19 protein-coding genes and 1 other annotated feature are annotated in these 20,009 nt (G+C 33.0%); of the genes, 10 read left to right on the top strand and 9 right to left on the bottom strand.

The genetic code is table 11. From position 1 onward, the window contains the following. Window positions 1–36: 36 nt before the first annotated feature. From leuS to MY490_RS03735, 4 genes are all read right to left on the bottom strand, one after another. Window positions 37–2,454 carry a leucine--tRNA ligase gene (gene leuS, locus MY490_RS03750; protein ID WP_248268040.1) on the bottom strand — a complete coding sequence of 806 codons (2,418 nt, stop codon included), beginning with the start codon at window positions 2,452–2,454 and terminating at the stop codon, window positions 37–39. A gap of 78 nt (window positions 2,455–2,532) precedes the next feature. Then, window positions 2,533–2,749: a binding site (T-box leader), on the bottom strand. A gap of 65 nt (window positions 2,750–2,814) precedes the next feature. Further along, on the bottom strand, window positions 2,815–4,014 hold the full coding sequence (locus MY490_RS03745) for an MDR family MFS transporter (RefSeq protein ID WP_248268039.1): 1,200 nt from the start codon (window positions 4,012–4,014) through the stop codon (window positions 2,815–2,817). Window positions 4,015–4,248: 234 nt separating this feature from the next. Further along, a complete protein-coding gene (locus MY490_RS03740; protein ID WP_098426600.1) occupies window positions 4,249–4,398 on the bottom strand; it encodes a glycogen biosynthesis protein GlgD in 150 nt (49 codons plus the stop codon). Between the two features lie 61 nt (window positions 4,399–4,459). Further along, window positions 4,460–4,723, bottom strand: coding sequence for a DUF2524 family protein (locus tag MY490_RS03735; protein WP_248269313.1), 264 nt, complete (start codon window positions 4,721–4,723; stop codon window positions 4,460–4,462). 192 nt (window positions 4,724–4,915) lie between these two features. Here MY490_RS03735 and MY490_RS03730 point away from each other — a divergent pair, with 192 nt between their 5' ends. The 4 genes from MY490_RS03730 (at window position 4,916) to MY490_RS03715 (ending at window position 9,660) form a co-directional block, all read left to right on the top strand. After that, window positions 4,916–5,878, top strand: a complete 963-nt coding sequence (locus MY490_RS03730) for a tRNA modification radical SAM protein MnmL/YtqA (protein WP_248268038.1) — start codon at window positions 4,916–4,918, stop codon at window positions 5,876–5,878. After that, a complete protein-coding gene (locus MY490_RS03725) occupies window positions 5,875–6,450 on the top strand; it encodes a tRNA 5-(aminomethyl)-2-thiouridylate-methyltransferase MnmM (protein ID WP_248268037.1) in 576 nt (191 codons plus the stop codon). The genes MY490_RS03730 and MY490_RS03725 overlap by 4 nt, the downstream gene beginning before the upstream one ends. Before the next feature lie 714 nt (window positions 6,451–7,164). Further along, a complete protein-coding gene (locus tag MY490_RS03720) occupies window positions 7,165–7,647 on the top strand; it encodes a hypothetical protein (protein WP_248268036.1) in 483 nt (160 codons plus the stop codon). An 861-nt stretch (window positions 7,648–8,508) separates the two neighbouring features. Continuing rightward, window positions 8,509–9,660: a cation:proton antiporter gene (locus MY490_RS03715; RefSeq protein ID WP_248268035.1), complete on the top strand. Its 1,152-nt coding sequence runs from the start codon at window positions 8,509–8,511 to the stop codon at window positions 9,658–9,660. A gap of 68 nt (window positions 9,661–9,728) precedes the next feature. On the opposite strand, the gene MY490_RS03710 is transcribed toward MY490_RS03715, so the two are convergent. Continuing rightward, window positions 9,729–10,823, bottom strand: coding sequence for a tetraprenyl-beta-curcumene synthase family protein (locus MY490_RS03710; protein ID WP_248268034.1), 1,095 nt, complete (start codon window positions 10,821–10,823; stop codon window positions 9,729–9,731). 159 nt (window positions 10,824–10,982) lie between these two features. Here MY490_RS03710 and MY490_RS03705 point away from each other — a divergent pair, with 159 nt between their 5' ends. From MY490_RS03705 to speE, 5 genes are all read left to right on the top strand, one after another. Continuing rightward, entirely contained in the window at window positions 10,983–11,510 is a 528-nt protein-coding gene (locus MY490_RS03705; RefSeq protein ID WP_248268033.1) for a gamma carbonic anhydrase, read from the top strand. Window positions 11,511–12,001: 491 nt separating this feature from the next. After that, window positions 12,002–12,535 carry a phosphatase PAP2 family protein gene (locus tag MY490_RS03700; protein WP_248268032.1) on the top strand — a complete coding sequence of 178 codons (534 nt, stop codon included), beginning with the start codon at window positions 12,002–12,004 and terminating at the stop codon, window positions 12,533–12,535. Window positions 12,536–12,547: 12 nt separating this feature from the next. Next, window positions 12,548–13,699 carry a glycosyltransferase family 4 protein gene (locus MY490_RS03695; RefSeq protein WP_248268031.1) on the top strand — a complete coding sequence of 384 codons (1,152 nt, stop codon included), beginning with the start codon at window positions 12,548–12,550 and terminating at the stop codon, window positions 13,697–13,699. 211 nt (window positions 13,700–13,910) lie between these two features. Beyond that, a complete protein-coding gene (gene speD, locus MY490_RS03690) occupies window positions 13,911–14,747 on the top strand; it encodes an adenosylmethionine decarboxylase (RefSeq protein ID WP_248268030.1) in 837 nt (278 codons plus the stop codon). After that, on the top strand, window positions 14,744–17,074 hold the full coding sequence (gene speE, locus MY490_RS03685; protein ID WP_248268029.1) for a polyamine aminopropyltransferase: 2,331 nt from the start codon (window positions 14,744–14,746) through the stop codon (window positions 17,072–17,074). The genes speD and speE overlap by 4 nt, the downstream gene beginning before the upstream one ends. Window positions 17,075–17,209: 135 nt before the next feature. Here the strand turns inward: speE and MY490_RS03680 are convergent, their stop codons facing one another. The 4 genes from MY490_RS03680 to MY490_RS22285 all read right to left on the bottom strand — a co-directional run bounded on the left by MY490_RS03680 (window position 17,210) and on the right by MY490_RS22285 (window position 19,297). Then, window positions 17,210–17,635 (bottom strand): OsmC family protein, encoded by a 426-nt coding sequence (locus MY490_RS03680; protein WP_248268028.1) that lies wholly within the window; start codon window positions 17,633–17,635, stop codon window positions 17,210–17,212. Between the two features lie 37 nt (window positions 17,636–17,672). Next, entirely contained in the window at window positions 17,673–18,368 is a 696-nt protein-coding gene (locus MY490_RS03675) for a pirin family protein (RefSeq protein WP_248268027.1), read from the bottom strand. A 201-nt stretch (window positions 18,369–18,569) separates the two neighbouring features. After that, window positions 18,570–18,992: a metallothiol transferase FosB gene (gene fosB, locus MY490_RS03670; protein ID WP_248269312.1), complete on the bottom strand. Its 423-nt coding sequence runs from the start codon at window positions 18,990–18,992 to the stop codon at window positions 18,570–18,572. Window positions 18,993–19,030: 38 nt separating this feature from the next. Next, on the bottom strand, window positions 19,031–19,297 hold the full coding sequence (locus MY490_RS22285) for a DUF2332 family protein (protein WP_432707062.1): 267 nt from the start codon (window positions 19,295–19,297) through the stop codon (window positions 19,031–19,033). Between the two features lie 171 nt (window positions 19,298–19,468). On the opposite strand from MY490_RS22285, the gene MY490_RS03665 reads away from it, so the two are divergent. Further along, window positions 19,469–19,978, top strand: coding sequence for a DinB family protein (locus MY490_RS03665; RefSeq protein WP_248268026.1), 510 nt, complete (start codon window positions 19,469–19,471; stop codon window positions 19,976–19,978). Window positions 19,979–20,009: the final 31 nt, after the last annotated feature.

The following is a 20,009-nucleotide window of genomic DNA, read 5'->3' as shown; positions in this document are numbered from 1 at the left end:
AAAAAACCTCAAAAGAGGTTTTTTCGAATTAACTATTTAGTTTGCAACGATATTTACTAATTTACCTGGTACAGCAATGATTTTTCGAACAGTTTTTCCTTCAACTTGTTCCTTAACTGCATCGTCTGATAATGCAATTTGCTCCATTTGCTCACGTGAAGCATCTTTTGCAACAAGTAATTTCGCTTTTACTTTACCATTAATTTGTACTACAATTTCAATTTCGTCTTCTACAAGCTTAGCTTCATCGTATGCTGGCCATGTAGCATATGCAATTGAATCACTATGACCTAGCTTACTCCAAAGTTCTTCACCGATATGAGGAGCAACTGGTGCTATTAATTTTACAAAACCTTCAACCATTTCTTTTGGTAATTTGTCAGCTTTATATGCTTCGTTAATAAACACCATCATTTGTGAAATTGCAGTGTTAAAGCGTAAACCTTCAAAGTCTTCTGTTACTTTCTTTACTGTTTGGTGATATGTTTTTTCAAGACTGCTAGAAGTAACGTCTTCTACAATTTTATCTGAAAGCTCTTCATTATCAGTAACAAATAAACGCCATACTCGGTCTAAGAAGCGACGAGAACCATCTAATCCATTTTCTGACCAAGCGATTGATGCATCTAATGGACCCATGAACATTTCATATAAACGTAATGTATCAGCACCATGGCTAGCAACGATATCATCAGGATTTACAACGTTCCCTTTAGACTTAGACATTTTTTCATTATTTTCTCCTAAGATCATTCCTTGGTTGAATAACTTTTGGAATGGCTCTTTTGTAGGAACTACACCTAAATCATAAAGGAATTTATGCCAGAAACGAGCGTATAGTAAGTGAAGAACTGCATGCTCTGCTCCTCCAATATATACATCAACTGGTAACCAATGCTTTAGTAATTCAGAATCTGCGATTGCTTCGTTATTATTTGGATCAATATAGCGTAAGTAATACCAGCAGCTTCCTCCCCATTGTGGCATTGTATTTGTTTCACGTCTTCCTTTTTTACCTGTTACTGGATCAACTACATTAACCCATTCAGAAATATTCGCTAATGGTGACTCTCCAGTACCACTTGGACGAATATCTTCTGTTTTCGGAAGAATTAATGGTAACTCCTCATCAGGAACAACTGTCATAGTACCATCTTCCCAGAAAATTACTGGAATTGGCTCTCCCCAATATCTTTGACGAGAGAATAACCAATCGCGTAGACGATACGTAACTTTTTTCTCACCTGCTTTTGAAAAATCTAACCAATCGATTATTTTATCAAGAGCTTCTTGTTTATTTAAACCGTTTAAGAAATCAGAGTTAACATGTTTGCCATCTCCAGCGTAAGCTTCTTTTTGAACGTCTCCACCTTCAACAACTTCAACGATTGGTAATTTAAATTTAACTGCAAATTCGTGATCGCGCTCATCATGTCCTGGTACTGCCATAACTGCACCAGTTCCATAGCTTGCAAGTACATAATCAGCAATCCAAATTGGAAGCTTTTCGTTATTTACAGGGTTAATTGCATATGCTCCTGTGAAAACACCTGTTTTATCCTTCGCTAAATCAGTTCTCTCTAAATCACTTTTAGATTTAACTGAATCAATGTATGCTTCGACAGCATCTTTTTGATCAGCTGTTGTAATTTGATTAACTAAATCATGTTCTGGAGCTAATACTACATAAGTTGCACCGAATAATGTATCAGGACGTGTTGTAAATACTGTTACTTTTTCATCGAATCCATCAACATTAAAGTAAACTTCAGCACCTTCAGAACGGCCAATCCAGTTACGTTGCATTTCTTTTAAGCTTTCTGGCCAATCTAATTCTTCTAGATCTTCTAATAATCGATCAGCATAAGCTGTAATTTTTAAGATCCATTGCTTCATTGGACGACGCTCAACCGGATGTCCTCCGCGCTCACTTTTTCCATTAATTACTTCTTCATTAGCTAAAACTGTACCAAGAGCTGGGCACCAGTTAACTGGAACTTCATCTACATAAGCTAATCCTTTTTCAACCATTCTTAGGAAAATCCATTGAGTCCATTTGTAATAATTAGGATCAGTTGTATTAATTTCACGATCCCAATCATATGAAAATCCTAGTGCCTGAATTTGATTACGGAAAGTATTAATATTTTTTTCAGTAAACTCAGCTGGATCATTACCTGTATCTAATGCGTATTGTTCTGCAGGTAGACCAAATGCATCCCACCCCATTGGATGAAGTACATTATAGCCTTGCATTCTTTTCATTCTTGAAAGGATATCAGTAGCTGTGTACCCTTCTGGATGACCCACATGTAATCCCGCTCCAGATGGATAAGGGAACATATCAAGTGCATAAAATTTCGGCTTGCTTGTATCGTCAGTTGTTTTAAACGTTTTATTTTCTAACCAATACTTCTGCCATTTCTGTTCAATAGTACCATGATTAAAACTCATATTATTGCCTCCTTTTTTCATGTATAAATGGCTCGGCTGTGGCCCTAGCGTTTACAAATAAAAAAATCCTCCCATCCCTAAAGGGACGAGAGGATTTCCCGCGGTACCACCCAAATTAATGTAAAAATACATTCACTTGTTTCCGTAACGTGGAACACGACATTTATTACTTGGTAAAAACCGTTCACAAATGTGGCTTATGGGCGAGTTCATGAATAGAATGGATTGACTTTCACCAACCGTCAACTCTCTAAACCTCTTCATATTCACTACTATTCCCAATCATTGCCGATCATTTAGATTTAATTTATACCATTTTATTATAACCAAAGAAAAAGGTCAATTATACATTGCCCATTTTTAAGAAGCAAAAGTTTGATGATCAGCTTTTATTACTTTTTTTACTAATCTTTCATAAAGCACAGAGAAGACCATGCTTATTACTAAAAAGAGAACTAATATGATAAATAATACCCTCATATTAAATGTATCAACAAGTGCCCCTCCAATAACAGGTCCAAGCATTCTTCCAACCGTTGCTGCACTATTTACAATCCCTTGATACATCCCTATGCGATCTTTTGGAGCAAGCATATTTGCAATAGTTGGTACTGCTGGCCATACAAACATTTCGCCAATCGTTAAAATGATCATACCCGTCATAAACATTGAGAAATGATCGGCAGTGCTCACAAGAATAGTCGAAGCGATAAAAAATCCAATTCCAAACAACATTTGCTTTCTCATACTTAACTCAAATTTTCGTATCGCGGTTGATACGATTGGTTGAGCTAAGACTATAAGCGCGCCATTTACAGTCCATAACAGACTATATTTTTTTAATCCAATGTGTAGATTTTGCATTTCTGATGCAATCGTAGTTTGCCATTGAACATAGACTAACCAACATAAAACATACGCAACACAAACAATCATCAGAGCTTTCATTGAAGGAGTAAATGAAAATTTTTGTTTCTCTGCTTTTTCTACATGTGTTTCTTTTAATTGCTTAGGTTCACCAATATCTCTAAATCCAAATAAAGCTACTAAGAAGAAAATAATATATAATAGCAAATTAGCGGAGAAAATATAATTAATATTTGCGGCTGCAACTACTCCACCTAAAGCCGTACCAATCGCAACGCCAAGATTTTGAGCTACATAAATTGCATTAAAAGCTTTACGACCACCCTCTGGCCATGCCGCTCCAACCATCGCGTACATTGATGGAAATACAATACCAACACCAAACCCTAATATTACGAAGAAACAACTGTAATATGTCCAAGAATGATTAATAACCAAACCTAATATCGACAAAAACGTAATAATAATACCAGTTAGGATTGACCTATATCCTCCAAATTTATCAAAAAGCCAGCCTCCCAGCATATTACCAAATACACCGGCCAATGAATTAAACATTAAAATAAGCCCCGCAACAGACAAGGACTTTCCTAAATAAATATGGATATATACTGTATTGAATGGCCATAAAAAAGAATTACCTGTTACATTTAAAATCATACCGATTAACAAAAACCATAGTTTTTTTGGCATCCCGTACTCCCCTCAAAGCTGTCCCTTTTTATCTATTTTTATCTCGTTAACTCATTAATTGTAGAGGAGAATCTTCCTAGTTTCAAGAGGCACGCATTAAGTGGGGATAGATAAGAAGGACAAAAAACCTAGAATATATTAGAAAAGAACCATATAATCCCTAAAATTACCAAAATAAAAAGAAAAAAGGAAGGCAAACCTTCCTTTTCCTTTACTCCCTATTCCCTTTCAAGCTTACCCCTGCTTTGATCTTTGTGGTTGACCTTTTTTAGAGTTATTCATTTTGACTTGATCTACTGCTGAAAGTTCACCTGAGAATTCTGTTTTCGTTTTATTCTTAGTTGTTTGTTCAGGATTATTACTTTTTGATTTCTTTTTAACCATTTTTGGTTTCCTCCCAAGGATTGCATATTCTTGAACGTATTCTTGCATATTCTAATCTCCTTTAGTGCGGAGTAATAATCATTTGATGTTGTAGCTGTGTTAATTGTCTACGTAAACGATTAAATTCATCTCTATTTTCTAAATTTGCAAGGTTTTCTACTTTTTCTAACATCATAATTGCTTGCTCAAGCCCTGCCTGTGCTTCAGAATACTCGATTCCGTTAAAATGCTCTTGTCGCATGCCAATTTCTAATTGTTGCACTGCATAATCATAGGCTTGTTTAGCTTGTTGTACTTGTTCTTGTCCGAAATTGCGATCCGTTATTCCCAAGAAAATACCCCCTTCAGACTTTAATGAAGTATCCGATATGTAGGTTACCTCAAGGATAGTATTTCCGAACCTTTCAATCAGAGTACAATTATTTCTTTACAAATAAGAAAGGTTTTTCCATTTGGTTTTCTTTTTAGAGCATGATAAAATCGATAATATTGACTTAAATTAAGGGAGGGATGAGGAATGACAAAAAACAATCCTTTTCCATATACAATAGATCATAAAAGATATCACTCATGGAATTATCATTTAAGACAACAATTTGGCGAAAAAGTTTTTAAAGTCTCAATTGACGCTGGATTTGATTGCCCAAATAGAGATGGTACAGTTGCATTTGGAGGTTGTACTTTTTGTAGCGCATCTGGTTCGGGCGACTTTGCAGGGGATCGAGCTGAAGATGTTGTAACTCAATTTCATAAAATAAAAGATAAAATGCATGAGAAATGGCAAAACGGAAAATACTTAGGCTATTTCCAAGCTTACACAAATACTCACGCACCAGTAGAAGTATTAAAACAAAAGTTCGAACCAATATTAGAGCAAGAAGGCGTTGTAGGTTTATCAATCGCAACAAGACCGGATTGTTTACCAGATGATGTTGTTGAATATCTTGCAGATTTAAATAAACGAACTTATTTATGGGTTGAATTAGGATTACAAACTGTTCACGAAAAAACTGCAAATATTATTAATCGTGCACACGATTATAAAACTTACGTAGAAGGCGTAGAAAAATTAAGAAAGCACAACATCCGTATTTGTTCTCATATTATTAACGGGTTACCTCTTGAAACTCCAGAAATGATGATGGAAACTGCTATGGAAGTTGCTAAACTTGATATTCAAGGAATTAAAATTCACTTACTCCACCTATTAAAAGGAACTGCAATGATGAAGCAATATGAAAAAGGACTAGTTGAATTCATGGATTTTGACGCTTATATTAACTTAGTCGTTGATCAGCTTGAAATTATTCCAAGTGATGTAATCGTACATCGTATTACTGGAGACGGTCCACCTGACTTATTAATTGGGCCAATGTGGAGCTTAAAAAAATGGGAAGTACTGAATGCAATTGATCGTGAGTTTGAACGTAGAAATAGCTGGCAAGGTAAATACGCAAATAATCGAGTACAATTAACATGATTCTAGATCGTATTTTACCTTACGCTAGAAAGCTTCTCCAATCGACTGTTAATGAAGGTGATATTACCATTGATGCCACAATAGGGAATGGTCATGATACAGTATTTCTAGCAAAATTGGTTGGTGAAACTGGACACGTCTACGGATTTGATATCCAAGAACAAGCTATTGAAAAGACGACTGAAAGAATAAATAATGAAAATTTAAGTAATCAGGTTACACTATTCCAAAGAAGTCATGCAGAAGTAAAAAAAGTAATCCCAGCTTCATCACAAGAGAAATTAAAAGGTGCAATTTTTAATCTTGGTTATTTACCTGGTAGTGATAAATCAGTTGTAACTATACCCGAGTCTACCATTTCAGCAATTGAACAAATACTTGAAATGATGGCTCCAGAAGGGATTATCGTAGTTGTAATTTATCATGGTCATGAAGGCGGAGAAATTGAAAAAGATGCATTAATGAACTTTGCTCAAAACATCCCTCAAGACGTAGCACATGTATTAACTTATCGATTTATTAATCAAGCAAATAATCCTCCTTTTATATTAGCAATTGAAAAAAGAGCTTAAGAAAAAACTGTCTAATTTAAGACAGTTTTTTCAGAGTGTTGAAATATAAAGACGTCAATAGAGAAAACGGACTTTAAATGAACATTTAATAATGATAAAATTAGCATTTTTTGAATGATTTTTTAATGATTTTAAATGTTAGTATGTCTGAGCAATTTCATTATTTCAATAACAATAGAAATGATTTTTTTAGACGTTAAAAATATTATAAGCTTTTTTTTAGAAAACAAATTCGATTGTTTAGTTTAATAAATGTTCAATATTAATTGATCTACAATCTGATTAAAGTTAGATTACTCTAAGGAAAGGCTATTTGATTAGGGTTTATCGCAGACATTTTTAGATGAATAAGTTGATTGGAATGGAGGGATGCTCGACTCCTATGGGATAAGCGGGAAGGCTGAGACCCCACAGGCTTGCCGAGGAGGCTCAGGTCTCGCCCCATGGAAAGCGAGCATCCTGTAATGGAAATCAACCCCACTCTACTCCTTTCACGAAAATTTAATAATTAATTGATAAGGTAGTTTTTCAACAGCATGAAAAAACTGTCTAATTTAAGACAGTTTTTTTATTTTGTACCCAATTCTTCATATTGTTTGATTTCCTCAAAACTTATAAACACCTTAAAAATTCATTAAAAATTTATTAATGGTAAATTTTTCTTGGAAAATTGGTAAAGATAAAAAAATCAAAATAAGAAAAGAGGTAATCAAAATGAAAAAAGCTATTTTTGCAGGTGCAGTAGTTAGTCTTTTTACGTTAAGTACAATTACAGTAAATGCCCAAAACATCGCGGCAGCAAATTATTATGTCCATCCACATCATGATCATGATGTAACAACAGAAGATGGTGAGCATCATAGACATCATCATCACCATAACAATAAAGCGAACAAAATGTTAGAAAACCACAAAAAAGAAGTTGTTAAGTATATTTCTAATTACTTAAACCAACCTGAAGCTAATATAAATAAAGCTGTTGAGCAACATAAAATGGAAATGAAGAAATTAATATTTATCGCTGTTGTATCAAAACTTTCAAATAAACCTTTGGAAAATATCATCGCTCAAAAAGGTAAAACAAATTCATTTAAAGAAATATTAGATAATAATAATATTAAACGAGAGCAATTTTTTGAAGAAATGAAAAGAGTTCACCGAGATATATTTACTCAAATCGAACCAACTAAAAATTAAATTAAATTAAACAGAGCGCCCCTTAAGCCATTGGACTTATTGGGCCTCTTTTTTTGTTTAAATCACTTGTTTAACTATGAGTTTAGTAAACACCAATCAGTTTTTTTAAGAACATATCCCCTTTTGATAAAACATAAAATAACTAGTAACTTTATCGACCTATAAAAATTTCCAAAAAATTATTAATAATATTTAATTACGGCGTATTCATATAATCAATTGAATATTATGTAAAGATCTAACCAATTTAATTGATTTGTTTATACAAACCAATTCGTAGTTGATTGTGATAAACCAACTCTAGGGGCGTGAAGAGTTGACTACCAACCTAAACAATTTGAAAAAAATACTTCGTAATGTTTTTCAGTTCATTTTACGGAATTCGAATTGGATATTATTATTAATTGGGCTAATTGCGTTCATCAATTACTGGTCAGTTTTTTATCTTGTTTCATTATATCGAGGATTTCATACAGAATCTTCACAAGTCAATCAGATGACCCTTTGGGTAATTTACGGGTATTTTTATGGTTTCTTCGGGAGTATGATTTTAATTTATGTACACTCTTTTGTACTTAAACATATGTTATTTTTTCGAAAAATAAAAAGCGCCATTTTGTTTATACTCATTCATTTTGCTTATTTTATTTCACTTATTTTATTAATTCTATTAAACTAAGTTTCTATTTAAATTGATACCAATTTAATACTTAAGCTGGTTTTTAACTCAATTTTAGTTTATACTTAGATTAAATTTAATGCATTGTTCGGAGGAGCCTGTCACGATTGGGATAAGTATGTAATTTACTTACCCAATCGTGGCAGGTTCTTTTTTTATGCGATCAGACGGGAGATGAATTTATGCTTTATGTGCAACTTGCGATTATTTTAATTGCCTCTAAAGTATTTGGGGATTTAAGTACAAAGCTTGGTCAGCCTGCAGTTTTAGGAAAGCTATTAATAGGGATTATACTAGGGCCGGCTGTTCTTGGAATCATTACTGAAACAGAGACATTACATGAAATGAGCGAAATTGGCGTCATTTTACTTATGTTTATTGCAGGTTTAGAAACTGATCTTAATGAATTTAAACGAACTGGGAAAGCTTCTTCTTATGTAGGGTTACTCGGAATACTATTCCCATTATTCTCTGGTTATCTTTATGGAATATCCATAAACTTAAATCAATTTGAAGCCATTTTTTTAGGGCTGATTCTTTCTGCAACTAGTGTAAGTATTTCGGTGGCTACATTAAAAGAAATGGGTAAACTTAAAACAAAAGATGGAGCAACAATTTTAGGAGCGGCCGTAATCGATGATATTGTGGTCATCATAGCATTAGCATTTGTTATGAGTTTTAGTGGAAGCGCCGTTAGTTTACCAATTCTTTTATTTAAAAAATTTATATTTTTTACATTTGCCATAATAATCGGTTGGAAGATTGTACCTTGGTTCCTAAAAAAGTTTATAAAGCTAAACGTTTCAGAAACATTAATCTCTGCTGCTTTAATAGTTTGCTTCTTATTCTCAGCTTTTGCAGACCAAACAGGTATTGCTGCAATAATTGGCGCTTATATCGCAGGAATATCGATATCCGTTACTAAGTTTAAACATGAGGTTTTTGAAAAGGTCGAAACGATTGCTTACTCTGTATTTGTACCTGTGTTTTTCACTCTAATAGGTGTATCAGTTCAATTTAAGGGATTAAGTCATTCAATTCCGACTATTATTGTGATAAGTATGATCGCCATTTTAACGAAACTAATTGGTGGAGCAATAGGAGCAAAACTAGCGGGATTTCCAACTAAAAATTCGCTCGGAATTGGATCAGCAATGGTATCACGTGGAGAAGTTGCACTGATTATGGCATCAACAGGTTTAGCAAATAATCTTTTAAGTAAGGAAATGTTTGCCATCCTTGTTATTGTGGTACTAATCACAACGATTGTAACTCCACCACTTATGAAGTTATTCTTTACAGAAAAAAGTGAAGTTTTAAATGTAAATGTGTAAACACGAAAAAGGACAAAAAGGATAGTTTTATTTACTATCCTTTTTCGTGTTTACCTTCTTATTCCATTTTAAACCGATTCCTTCATCCTTCTATTACTAGCCTTTAACTCTTTTAATTTAAAATATAACTTAGCATTGCCATAGAAAAAGAATGAAGTTAAGCCACCGTTCTTAACAATTCCTCTTCTAATCCTTTTCATCTCGTCTGGCCCTGCCATTTTTTTATCGGCTAAGTAAATGCCTAGCAATCCTTGACAGATCATTCGATGAAAACGATAGTCTTTTAAATCTTTTAAGGCTTGATCACTTTTAGTTGAAAAATACTCAATCCTATTTAACATGACATCTTTAGAAGGGTAATAACTGCAGAAATTTAAATCTCCGCCTTCTTCGTCTTCCTTTTGATCAATTACATAATCTAGTAGTATATGAAGTCCTTGCACGTAAGGGAAATAACTCTTATAGACTTGTTCAAATAATTTTTCAGAAATCGCTTCGTTAAATGAATAAGAAACTAAACAAAAAATCCCAAGTGTTGAACCTGCGCACGCAGAAAATTCATACCATTCTAAGTCAGAAAGGTCTGGTTGATATTTTTCAAACCAGTTTGTTAATCTAGGCACTCGCTCTTCTTTTTTTACATGCTTATGTATTTGTAACTTACAATAATAATCAGCAAGTTGAACTAAGTACTCTTTAATTCCCTCATAATGCTTCGATTGATTTAAACTACTATGACACTTTGAAACTAGTGCACGTAAATATCCACCATCATCTTGTTCTTCTCGGAAGCGATAATACATTTGATCGGATTTTTGGCATTTTACTGCATCAATCATTGACTCATGTAGTGCTTCAAAATCAATTGGATCAAGCGAAGTACTACGATCGCATAAATTATCTAAGTAATCACTAATTGTTTGATATGCAACGATAAATTCTATTACTGGTTTTAAATTCTTTTCAGAAAGTAATGCTAAAATTGCACCACCTTCACAATGAAATGTTTTTGTATCAATACTCATTAATGCTTGTTTTCTAAGTTCTGGATCTGGGATTGTCGTTGCAAAATTTCTCCAATAGTTCAATTCTTGGTGCACTAAAGGAAAAACAGCTTTATAAACTTTCGGCATTAATTGGATCGGATTTTTAGGTAGTGACATTTTTTCACTCCTCCCTATTTTTCATTAATTACATATTGGTAAAATAAGTTATACTCATATTGAAGTAAATATTATGGAGGTGAATTACGTTGCCTTGTTGTTTAGACAATTTCACTAAACAATCATCGTATTTTTTTATATGCTTGGCAACGGTATAGTATGATATTACCATACAAAGGGAAGCAACCCAAAATCGAACCATCAGCTTTTATCGCTTCAACTGCAACTGTTACCGGTTCTGTCACAATTGGAGCAAATAGTAGTGTGTTTTTTGGTGCAGTAATCCGTGGCGACGTTAATGATACAATTATTGGAAATGATGTAAATGTTCAAGATTTATCTGTTCTTCACCAAAGTCCAAAATGCCCTCTAATTTTAGAAGATGGCGTAACAATTGGACATAGTGTTATTTTACATAGTTGTACTGTTAAAAAGAATGCATTAGTTGGGATGGGTTCAATCGTTTTAGACGGTGCCGAAATCGGTGAAGGTGCAATGATCGGTGCAGGTAGCTTAGTTCCAGGCGGAAAAGTAATACCTCCTAACACATTAGCGTTTGGTAGACCTGCTAAAGTAGTACGTGAATTAACAGAGGAAGACATCATTGATATGGATCGAATTCGTAGAGAATATATTGAAAAAGGACAATTCTATAAAAAGGTAGAAGAAGGAAATCAGTCAAAATAGTGAAGGACGAATTTAAGGATTTATTTATAAAACTTTCCACACTGAGAAGGAATTCATGCCTTCTCTTTTTTTGTGGTTGATCTTGTTTCATTTGGTGTTCTCTGAATCTATTTTAAGGTTTTTCTTTTAATTTTTGTGCTTTCTGCTCATTCTTATTTAGGATTAACTGTCTTTTTTGCAGTTAAAGCGATATTATTTGTAGAATTGACTTTTTTGTTTGCAGTTCCACTAATTTTATTTGCACCTTCAAGAAATTAATTTAGTTTCAGCTTTTTAATTGTACTTTCCATTATTTTAATAGCACTTATTCAGATATTATTTGCAGTCTTAAGACAGATGTTAACTATCCCAGCATTCCTTATTCATCCCCGCTCCGATTCGTTTAATAAAAATTTACATATCTAAATTATTCATTTACAAAAGCTTCTATTTAAATCCATAAACCCTTTTTATAATGAAGTTACACATATCAGCATAATGGAGGATGAAAAATGAGCGCTATTCTTCAAAAGATTCACACATATGAATGTCAACTGTTTTATCGCGTTAATTCATTGTTCCAGAAGCGTTCCTTGAATTTTTTCTTTCGTAATATTACACATCTTGGCGGAGCTACTTTTACAATTGCATCAGCACTAATTTTATTACTTTATTCCAAGGGTGAATTGCATGAAGCATCAATCTTATGTTGTTGTACCCTTTCTCTTAGCCATATTCCTGTTCATTTTCTTAAGCGCTTTTATCCACGTAAAAGACCTTATCTTAAACTAGAAGGTACTTTTGTGCTGAAAAATCCTTTAAAAGATCATTCCTTTCCTTCTGGTCATACAACGGCAATAATTTCTGTTGCACTTCCTATAATGATTTATTTACCATTTACGTCATTTATTTTACTTCCTTTAGTTTTGTGTGTCTCTTTCTCTCGAATTTATCTTGGCTTACATTATCCAACAGATGTGTTTTTCGGAATATTACTTGGTATATTTACTACATTTATTTCACAGTTTTTTATCTACCATTTGTGAGGAGGAGAAGTTATGAGAGTAGCTATTTTTACAGACACCTATATTCCACAAGTGAATGGTGTTGCCAAAACTTTAAATCGATTTACAAATTACTTAAAAGATCATGGCCATTCATACCATGTGTTTGCTCCTGAAGACTACGGTTTATTATCAACGCAAGATGTAACAAGATTAAAATCTGTTCCATTTAAAATTTATCCTGAATGTAAAATTTCATTTCCAAACCTTTCTAAAATGAAAAAGACGCTAAAAGAATTTAATCCGGATATTATTCATATCGCAACGCCATTTACGATTGGATTAAGTGGTCTCCATATTGCTAAAAAAATGAAAATTCCTTTAGTTGCTTCATACCACACAAATTTTGATCATTATCTTCAGTACTATAACTTAACATTCTTAGAAAATATTTTATGGAAGTATTTAGATTGGTTTCATAAACCTACTCAAAAAATATTTGTTCCTTCGAAGGATACATTCAATCATTTAGAGACAAAAGGTTTTAACAATCTCTCTATTTGGACCCATGGCGTTGACTGTTCGATCTTTCGTCCAACTTTGAATCATAATGAAATAAAACAAAAATATAATATTACTTCTAAATATACGGTTTGTTTTGTCGGCAGAATTGCACCTGAAAAGGATTTAGAAACCTTATCCAAAATAATAAACTACACTAAACAACGTTTTAACAAAAATTTAACTTGGATAATCGTTGGAGATGGTCCAAAAAAAGAAGAAATGATTAAGAAAACTGGTACCGATCAAATTATTTATACAGGCTACCTTCAAAAAAAGGACTTAGTTGATATTTATGGTGTGTCTGATTTAATGGTCTTTCCTTCTCATACTGAAACATTTGGGAATGTAGTACTTGAAGCAATGGCTTGTGGAACACCAGTGATTGGTGCAAATGCAGGCGGAGTTAAAAATATAATTAGAGATTATTCAACTGGTGTCCTTTGTGAGCCACAAAATACATCTTCATTTTGCCAAGCAATTGAGGATTGCTTACATGGAAGCGAGATGTTAAAGCATATGTCAAAAAAAGCAAGAGATTACGCATTAACACAGGATTGGAATAGTATCTTTAAAAAATTAGTACAGGAATTCGAACTAATCTTTACATCACATCCACCAATCCTCATAACTAAGAAGGCTTAAAAAATTTTCAGGATTATTATTTTCTGATTTTTTTAAATAAAACAACAAATAACATTATCGATTAGTAACTCCCCAATCATTAACTTATGTGAATAATGAATAATTCAAAAACAAACAATATATATTGAGTAGTTACACTAGCGACTATTGTACAGTCGCTTTTACTTTTTCGTACGTACTTTTTTACTTTGTAAAATTAGGAGGACAATAGATGAATATTTCATCGTCAAATAATTTTCAACTTTATGGTTTCAACAACTTAACGAAATCTTTAAGTTTTAATATGTATGATATTTGCTTTACAAAAACGAAAGAAGAACGTGAAGCATATATTCAGTACATCGATGATCAATATAACGCTGACCGTTTAACAAAAATTTTAACTGAAGTTACGCATATAATTGGAGCTCACATCCTAAATATTGCAAAACAAGATTATGACCCTCAAGGAGCAAGTGTTACGATTCTCGTTTCAGAAGGTCCGGTTGATAACCCTTCATCTGAAACTTATTCCGAATCACCTGGTCCATTACCGGAGCTAGTAGTAGCGGCTTTAGATAAAAGTCATATTACTGTTCACACCTACCCAGAATATCATCCGGATGATGGAATCAGCACGTTCAGAGCAGATATTGATGTATCTACTTGTGGAGAAATTTCTCCTTTAAAAGCTTTAAACTATTTAATACACCAATTTGATGCCGATATTATGACAATTGATTATCGTGTTCGAGGATTTACTCGTGATGTTAGCGGTTATAAATTGTTTATTGATCATGATATAAACTCAATCCAAAATTACATTCCTCAAAAAATAAAGGAAATGTATCAGATGATTGATGTGAATGTGTTCCAAGAAAATATTTTTCATACGAAATGTAAGTTGAAGCAATTTAATTTAGACAATTATCTTTTTGGCTACACAAAAGAAAAATTAGACGCGGAGGAAATTTCACAAATAGAAGAAAAAGTGAAGTATGAGATGGATGAAATCTTTTACGGTAAAAATTTATGGAATGGTCCTGATGTGGAGGATATTGATGGATGATGGATCACAGCAAAACACCGCTTTTAACTGAATTAGTCCGTTATGCTAAGGAAGATATAACTAGCTTTGATGTTCCCGGGCATAAAAGAGGTAATTCACTTGAGGAATTAAGAGAGCTTTGGAGTGATATGGCTCTTAAAATGGATGTCAATTCTTCAAAGCGTGTTGATAACTTATCGCATCCAACAGGTGTAATCCAAGAAGCCGAAGCTTTATTAGCAGATGCCTTTCATTCAGATAACGCATATATGTTAGTAAATGGTTCGACTTCTGGAGTTCAATATATGATTATGAGCGCCCTTGAACAAGGAGATAAAATTCTCCTACCAAGGAATGTACACAAATCTGCAATAAATGCATTAATCTTAGCAGGTGCTAAACCAGTATTTATTGAACCAGAAATCGATTTTGAGTATGGAATTGTAAATGGCGTTTCAGTAAAATCCGTTCTTCATGCCCTAGATTTAAATTCGGATGTTAAAGCCATCCTGATTATAAATCCGACCTATTTTGGAGCAACTTCAGATTTAAAACAAATTATCGACATTGGTCATTCTAGGGGGATTCCTGTTTTAGTAGATCAAGCCCATGGTGCTCACTTTTCGTTTCACCCTGATTTACCAACTAACGCTGCCCTACTTGGTGCTGACCTTGTTACCCTTAGTTTGCATAAAACTGGTGGCGCTTTAACTCAAGCATCAGTTCTACTACATAATGATGGGATTATTACTAAAAATAGGGTCCGATCTACAATTAATTTATTTCAAACAACATCTGCTTCCTATTTACTGATGTGTTCAATCGATGTTGCAAGAAAGAAATTAGTTTTAGAAGGTCAAGAGCGGTTTGAAAAATTACTAAATTTAACAAGAAAAGCTAAAGAAGAAATTAACTCCATAAAAGGATTAAAATGTATTACGCAAGATTCATATCGAAATGGAGTTGGCGTATTCGATTACGATGAGTTAAAACTCGTTGTTAAAGTTTCAGATTTAGGAATGTCTGGTTTTAAAGTTTATGACATGCTTGCAGAAGAATATAAAATTCAAATCGAACTTGCCGAACCTAATGTCATTTTAGCAATTATCTCGCTAGGTGATAATGAACACACCATTCAAACCTTAATTGATGCATTAAGAGATATCAGTGACCGATACTACGGTAAACTTCCAAAACTTGAAACAGATATAAGTGTTGCATTAAAAAATCCTAAAATGGTCATGACTCCTAGAGAAGCATACTATCATCCTAAACGTATTATTTCAATTCATGATGCTAGTGGATTAATTAGTGGTGAATCAATCATGATTTACCCTCCTGGTATCCCTCTTTGTATACCTGGTGAACTAATTTCAACCGAATTGATTCAGCATTATCTTTATTTAAAATCAGAAGGAACAATCACAATCAACGATGATGATGATCCTTATATAATAAAGGTCGTCGATCGAAGTTTGGAGGAAAATTTAATGGATTTATGGTATACAGAGAATCACCAAGAGGATACGAAGTTCTCCATAAAGGTTCAAGAACATATTCATTCTGAAAAAAGTGAATTTCAACAAATCGATTTCTTTAGAAGTGAAACATTTGGAACATTCTTTACTCTAGATGGTTATATGATGGTGACTGAAAAGGATGAATTTATCTACCATGATATGATTACGCACGTATCAATGGCCGTTAATCCAAACATTAAAAAAGTATTAATTATCGGTGGGGGCGACGGTGGTACTGCTCGTGAAGTACTACGTTACCCTGGGGTGGAAGTTGTTGATATGGTAGAAATTGATGAGCGAGTAGTAAGGCTTTGCCAACAATACTTACCTTTAACAGCTTCAAAATTAGATCAAGATAATCGATTAACCTTATATTTCGAAGATGGCCTAAAGTTCGTACAAGAAGCTGATGAAGGTTACTACGACCTGATTTTAGTAGATTCAACTGATCCTATTGGACCTGGTGAAGGGCTTTTTACAGTTGCTTTCTATAACAATTGCAAACGGGTATTAAGTGAAGAAGGGATACTAATTAACCAGCATGAAAGTCCATATTATGCTAGTTACGCACACGAAATGAAACGTGCTCATTCCAAAATTAAAGAAACATTTCCGATTTCAAGAGTTTATCAATTCCATATGCCAACTTATCCATCTGGACATTGGTTATTCGGATTTGCTTCAAAAAAATACGACCCAATTAAAGACATTAAAGCAGATGAATGGAATAAGCTAGGGATCGAAACAAAATATTATAATACAGACCTACATGTTGGGTGTTTTATGCTTCCTACCTATGTAAAAAAACAATTAGATAATGAAGAGTAAGTAAACGCTTCAGTCTGAAAATCAAATTTAATGTACTTGATCTACAAACTAAAACCAGCAACTGCTGGTTTTTTAAATTGCAATTAAAAAAACTGTCCCAAAAGTAACTTTACTTTAAGGGACAGCTATATTTTATTACAGTACTTCATCGTCCTTCGATCCATTTAAAGTGAAACTCGCTGTAATGTTAGCGTTTAAAGAATGAGCTACTGAGCAATATTTATCCTTTGATAATTTGATTGCTTTTCGAACTTTTTCAGTATCTAACTCTCCACCTAATATATAATGCAAGTGAATATCAGTAAAACGCTTAGGATGCTCCTCAGCCCGTTCACCATTTACTTCAATTTCAAATGAATTTAATTTTAATCTCATTTTTTCTAGGATTAATACGATATCAATCGCTGTACATCCTGCGACAGCATTAATTAAAAGTTCAACTGGTGTAGGTGCACTATTGTCTCCACCTAAAGACTCAGCAGTATCCATTTTTATCTCATGGCCAGATGGTGCAATTCCTGAAAAGGCTAACTTCCCATCCCATTTAATACTTGTTTTCATTACCTATTTCCCCTCCAACAATAAGTTCTTTCATCTATTATTTTTTCATTTCTACTACTAAATAATGTGAAAAATCTTTTGATTTTATTTTAATATCTTCTTCAATTATTTTTGCAGCATCACTTGCTTCCATTAGTTCTCCATTCACAATGGCATTTCCTTCTAATAAGACTAAATACGCTTGACGACCCTTTTTCATTTTAAAAGTAATTTCTTCATTTTCATTTAATGCAAGCGAGTAAATATTTGCATCTTGGTGAATTTTAATTGGGGCATTCCCTTCAACTGAAGATACCATATGATACCATTTTCCTTCTCTCTCTTCCCAATCCGAAATTAAGTCTCCATAATTTGGAGTATGACCTGCTTTGTCAGGAATAATCCATAATTGAATTAACCTTAATAAATCCCTGCCCATATTGTGTTCACTGTGATACACACCCGTTCCTGCACTCATGTACTGAACATCACCACGTCCAATTTCATGTTTATTCCCCATACTATCAGCGTGAGTTAAATTCCCATTAATGACATATGTTATGATTTCCATATCACTATGTGGATGGGTGCCAAATCCTCTGTGTGCTTTAATTAAATCATCATTTAATACCCTTAATACACCAAAGTTCATATTACTTGGATCATAATAATTTGCAAATGAAAAATGGTGAATTGTTTTTAACCAGCCGTGATCAGCGTGACCTAATTGATTACGATTGATTTTTTCGAACATAGTTTATCGCTCCTTTTATTTTATCTTTAATTCGAGATATTTTTTAAAAAATAACCCTATCTAGTTATCTTATTAAACCATCTATTTAACAAGATTTTTTCTATATAATTTTACCGATTTCTTAACTATATTGTATCAAAAAATATCTTTAATTCAAGATATTTTTTCGTAGAAAGTTTATTTAAACTTTCTATCCAACAACTAAATATAAAAATCCATATGTGGCTTTGTTTGCTTATAATATTCAATCCGATCTCGCATAGTACCAGTATGAAATTCGAATTTATGTCCATCTAGATCAGTAAAATAAATTGAATTTTTATCTCGAATATCTCTGTCACGACCATTCAATATATTTACCTTAAGTTTAACTAATTTATTATACATTTTTTCAAAGGAGTCTTCGTCTATTGTAAAAGCCATATGGGTATATGAATGATGAATTTCATTTCTAGGTATATCCTCCTCTAAATTTAAAGCGAGCCATATTCCATTTAAATCAAAATATGCTGTTGTTTTACCTTTCACTAAAAGAGTTGCATCAAATACGTTTTTATAAAAATCGATTGCTCTTTCAAGGTTAGATACTGAATACAACAAATGATTGATCCCTTTGATCTCCATTTTCTCCCTCATTTCATTGCTATTTATTAATGTTTTTACTAAATTCTCCATTCAAACCATTTCCCGTGACCTTCTTTTTCACCAATTACTTTTTCATGCTTTATCCCATTAATATAATAGTCAAGATGTAGCATCCGATCCCAAATATTGTTATATAGATGAAACACATCTCTATTTTTACTAATAACTTCAATAGTCTTTAGTAAACTTTGTTTTCCCTTTAACGATATTTGATTTGCGACAAGTGTATGAAAAATACATAGAATTGAATCATTTGATAATTGGTTGACTACTTCATGTAGGATTTTACTACCGTCTGCTTCTATTAAATTGCTTCAGCTGAATATTCATATTAATCAACATTAATATTTTTATTTTTCAAACTTCTATTTACAAAATTTTACCATTAGTTATAATTTCTTTATTGTACTACTTACTCTTTGATTCTTAAATAAAAACTTTGGAGTGATTAATTGATGTCCAGACCAAATTCAAACGAATATAATTCACACTTTAAAGGTTATATTGAGCTAGTACCTGAAGGGGACTTACAAACTATTTTGAAGAAGCAATTAGAGGAATCAATGAACTTATTTAAATCAATCTCGAAAGAAAAATCCGAATATCGATATGCGGAAGGTAAATGGAGTATTAAGGAAGTTCTTGGACATTTAGTAGATACTGAAAGAATAATGTGCTATCGTCTTTTGGCAATTGCAAGAGGGGATCATAATCCTTTACCATCTTTTGATGAGAATGCCTATAATGAAAATGCAAATTTTAATCAACTTGAGCTAGAGCAAATTATTTATGAATATCAAACTGTTCGTCAAGCGACTTTATCTCTTCTAGAAAACTTATCTAATGAAACATTAGAAAATGAAGGAAATGTTCTAAATCACCCAACGACACCACGAGCTATTGCTTATATTATTGCAGGCCACGAGTTACATCATATAAAAATCATCAATGAACGATATTTTTAAACTAGAAAGAGCAGGACAATCCTTTTCCTGC

Origin of the sequence: Gottfriedia acidiceleris (genome assembly GCF_023115465.1) — a bacterium.
GTDB lineage: Bacteria > Bacillota > Bacilli > Bacillales > Bacillaceae_G > Gottfriedia > Gottfriedia acidiceleris_B.
The sequence above is the reverse complement of the archived record's forward strand: the minus strand, read 5'-3'. Positions and strand labels throughout refer to the sequence as shown.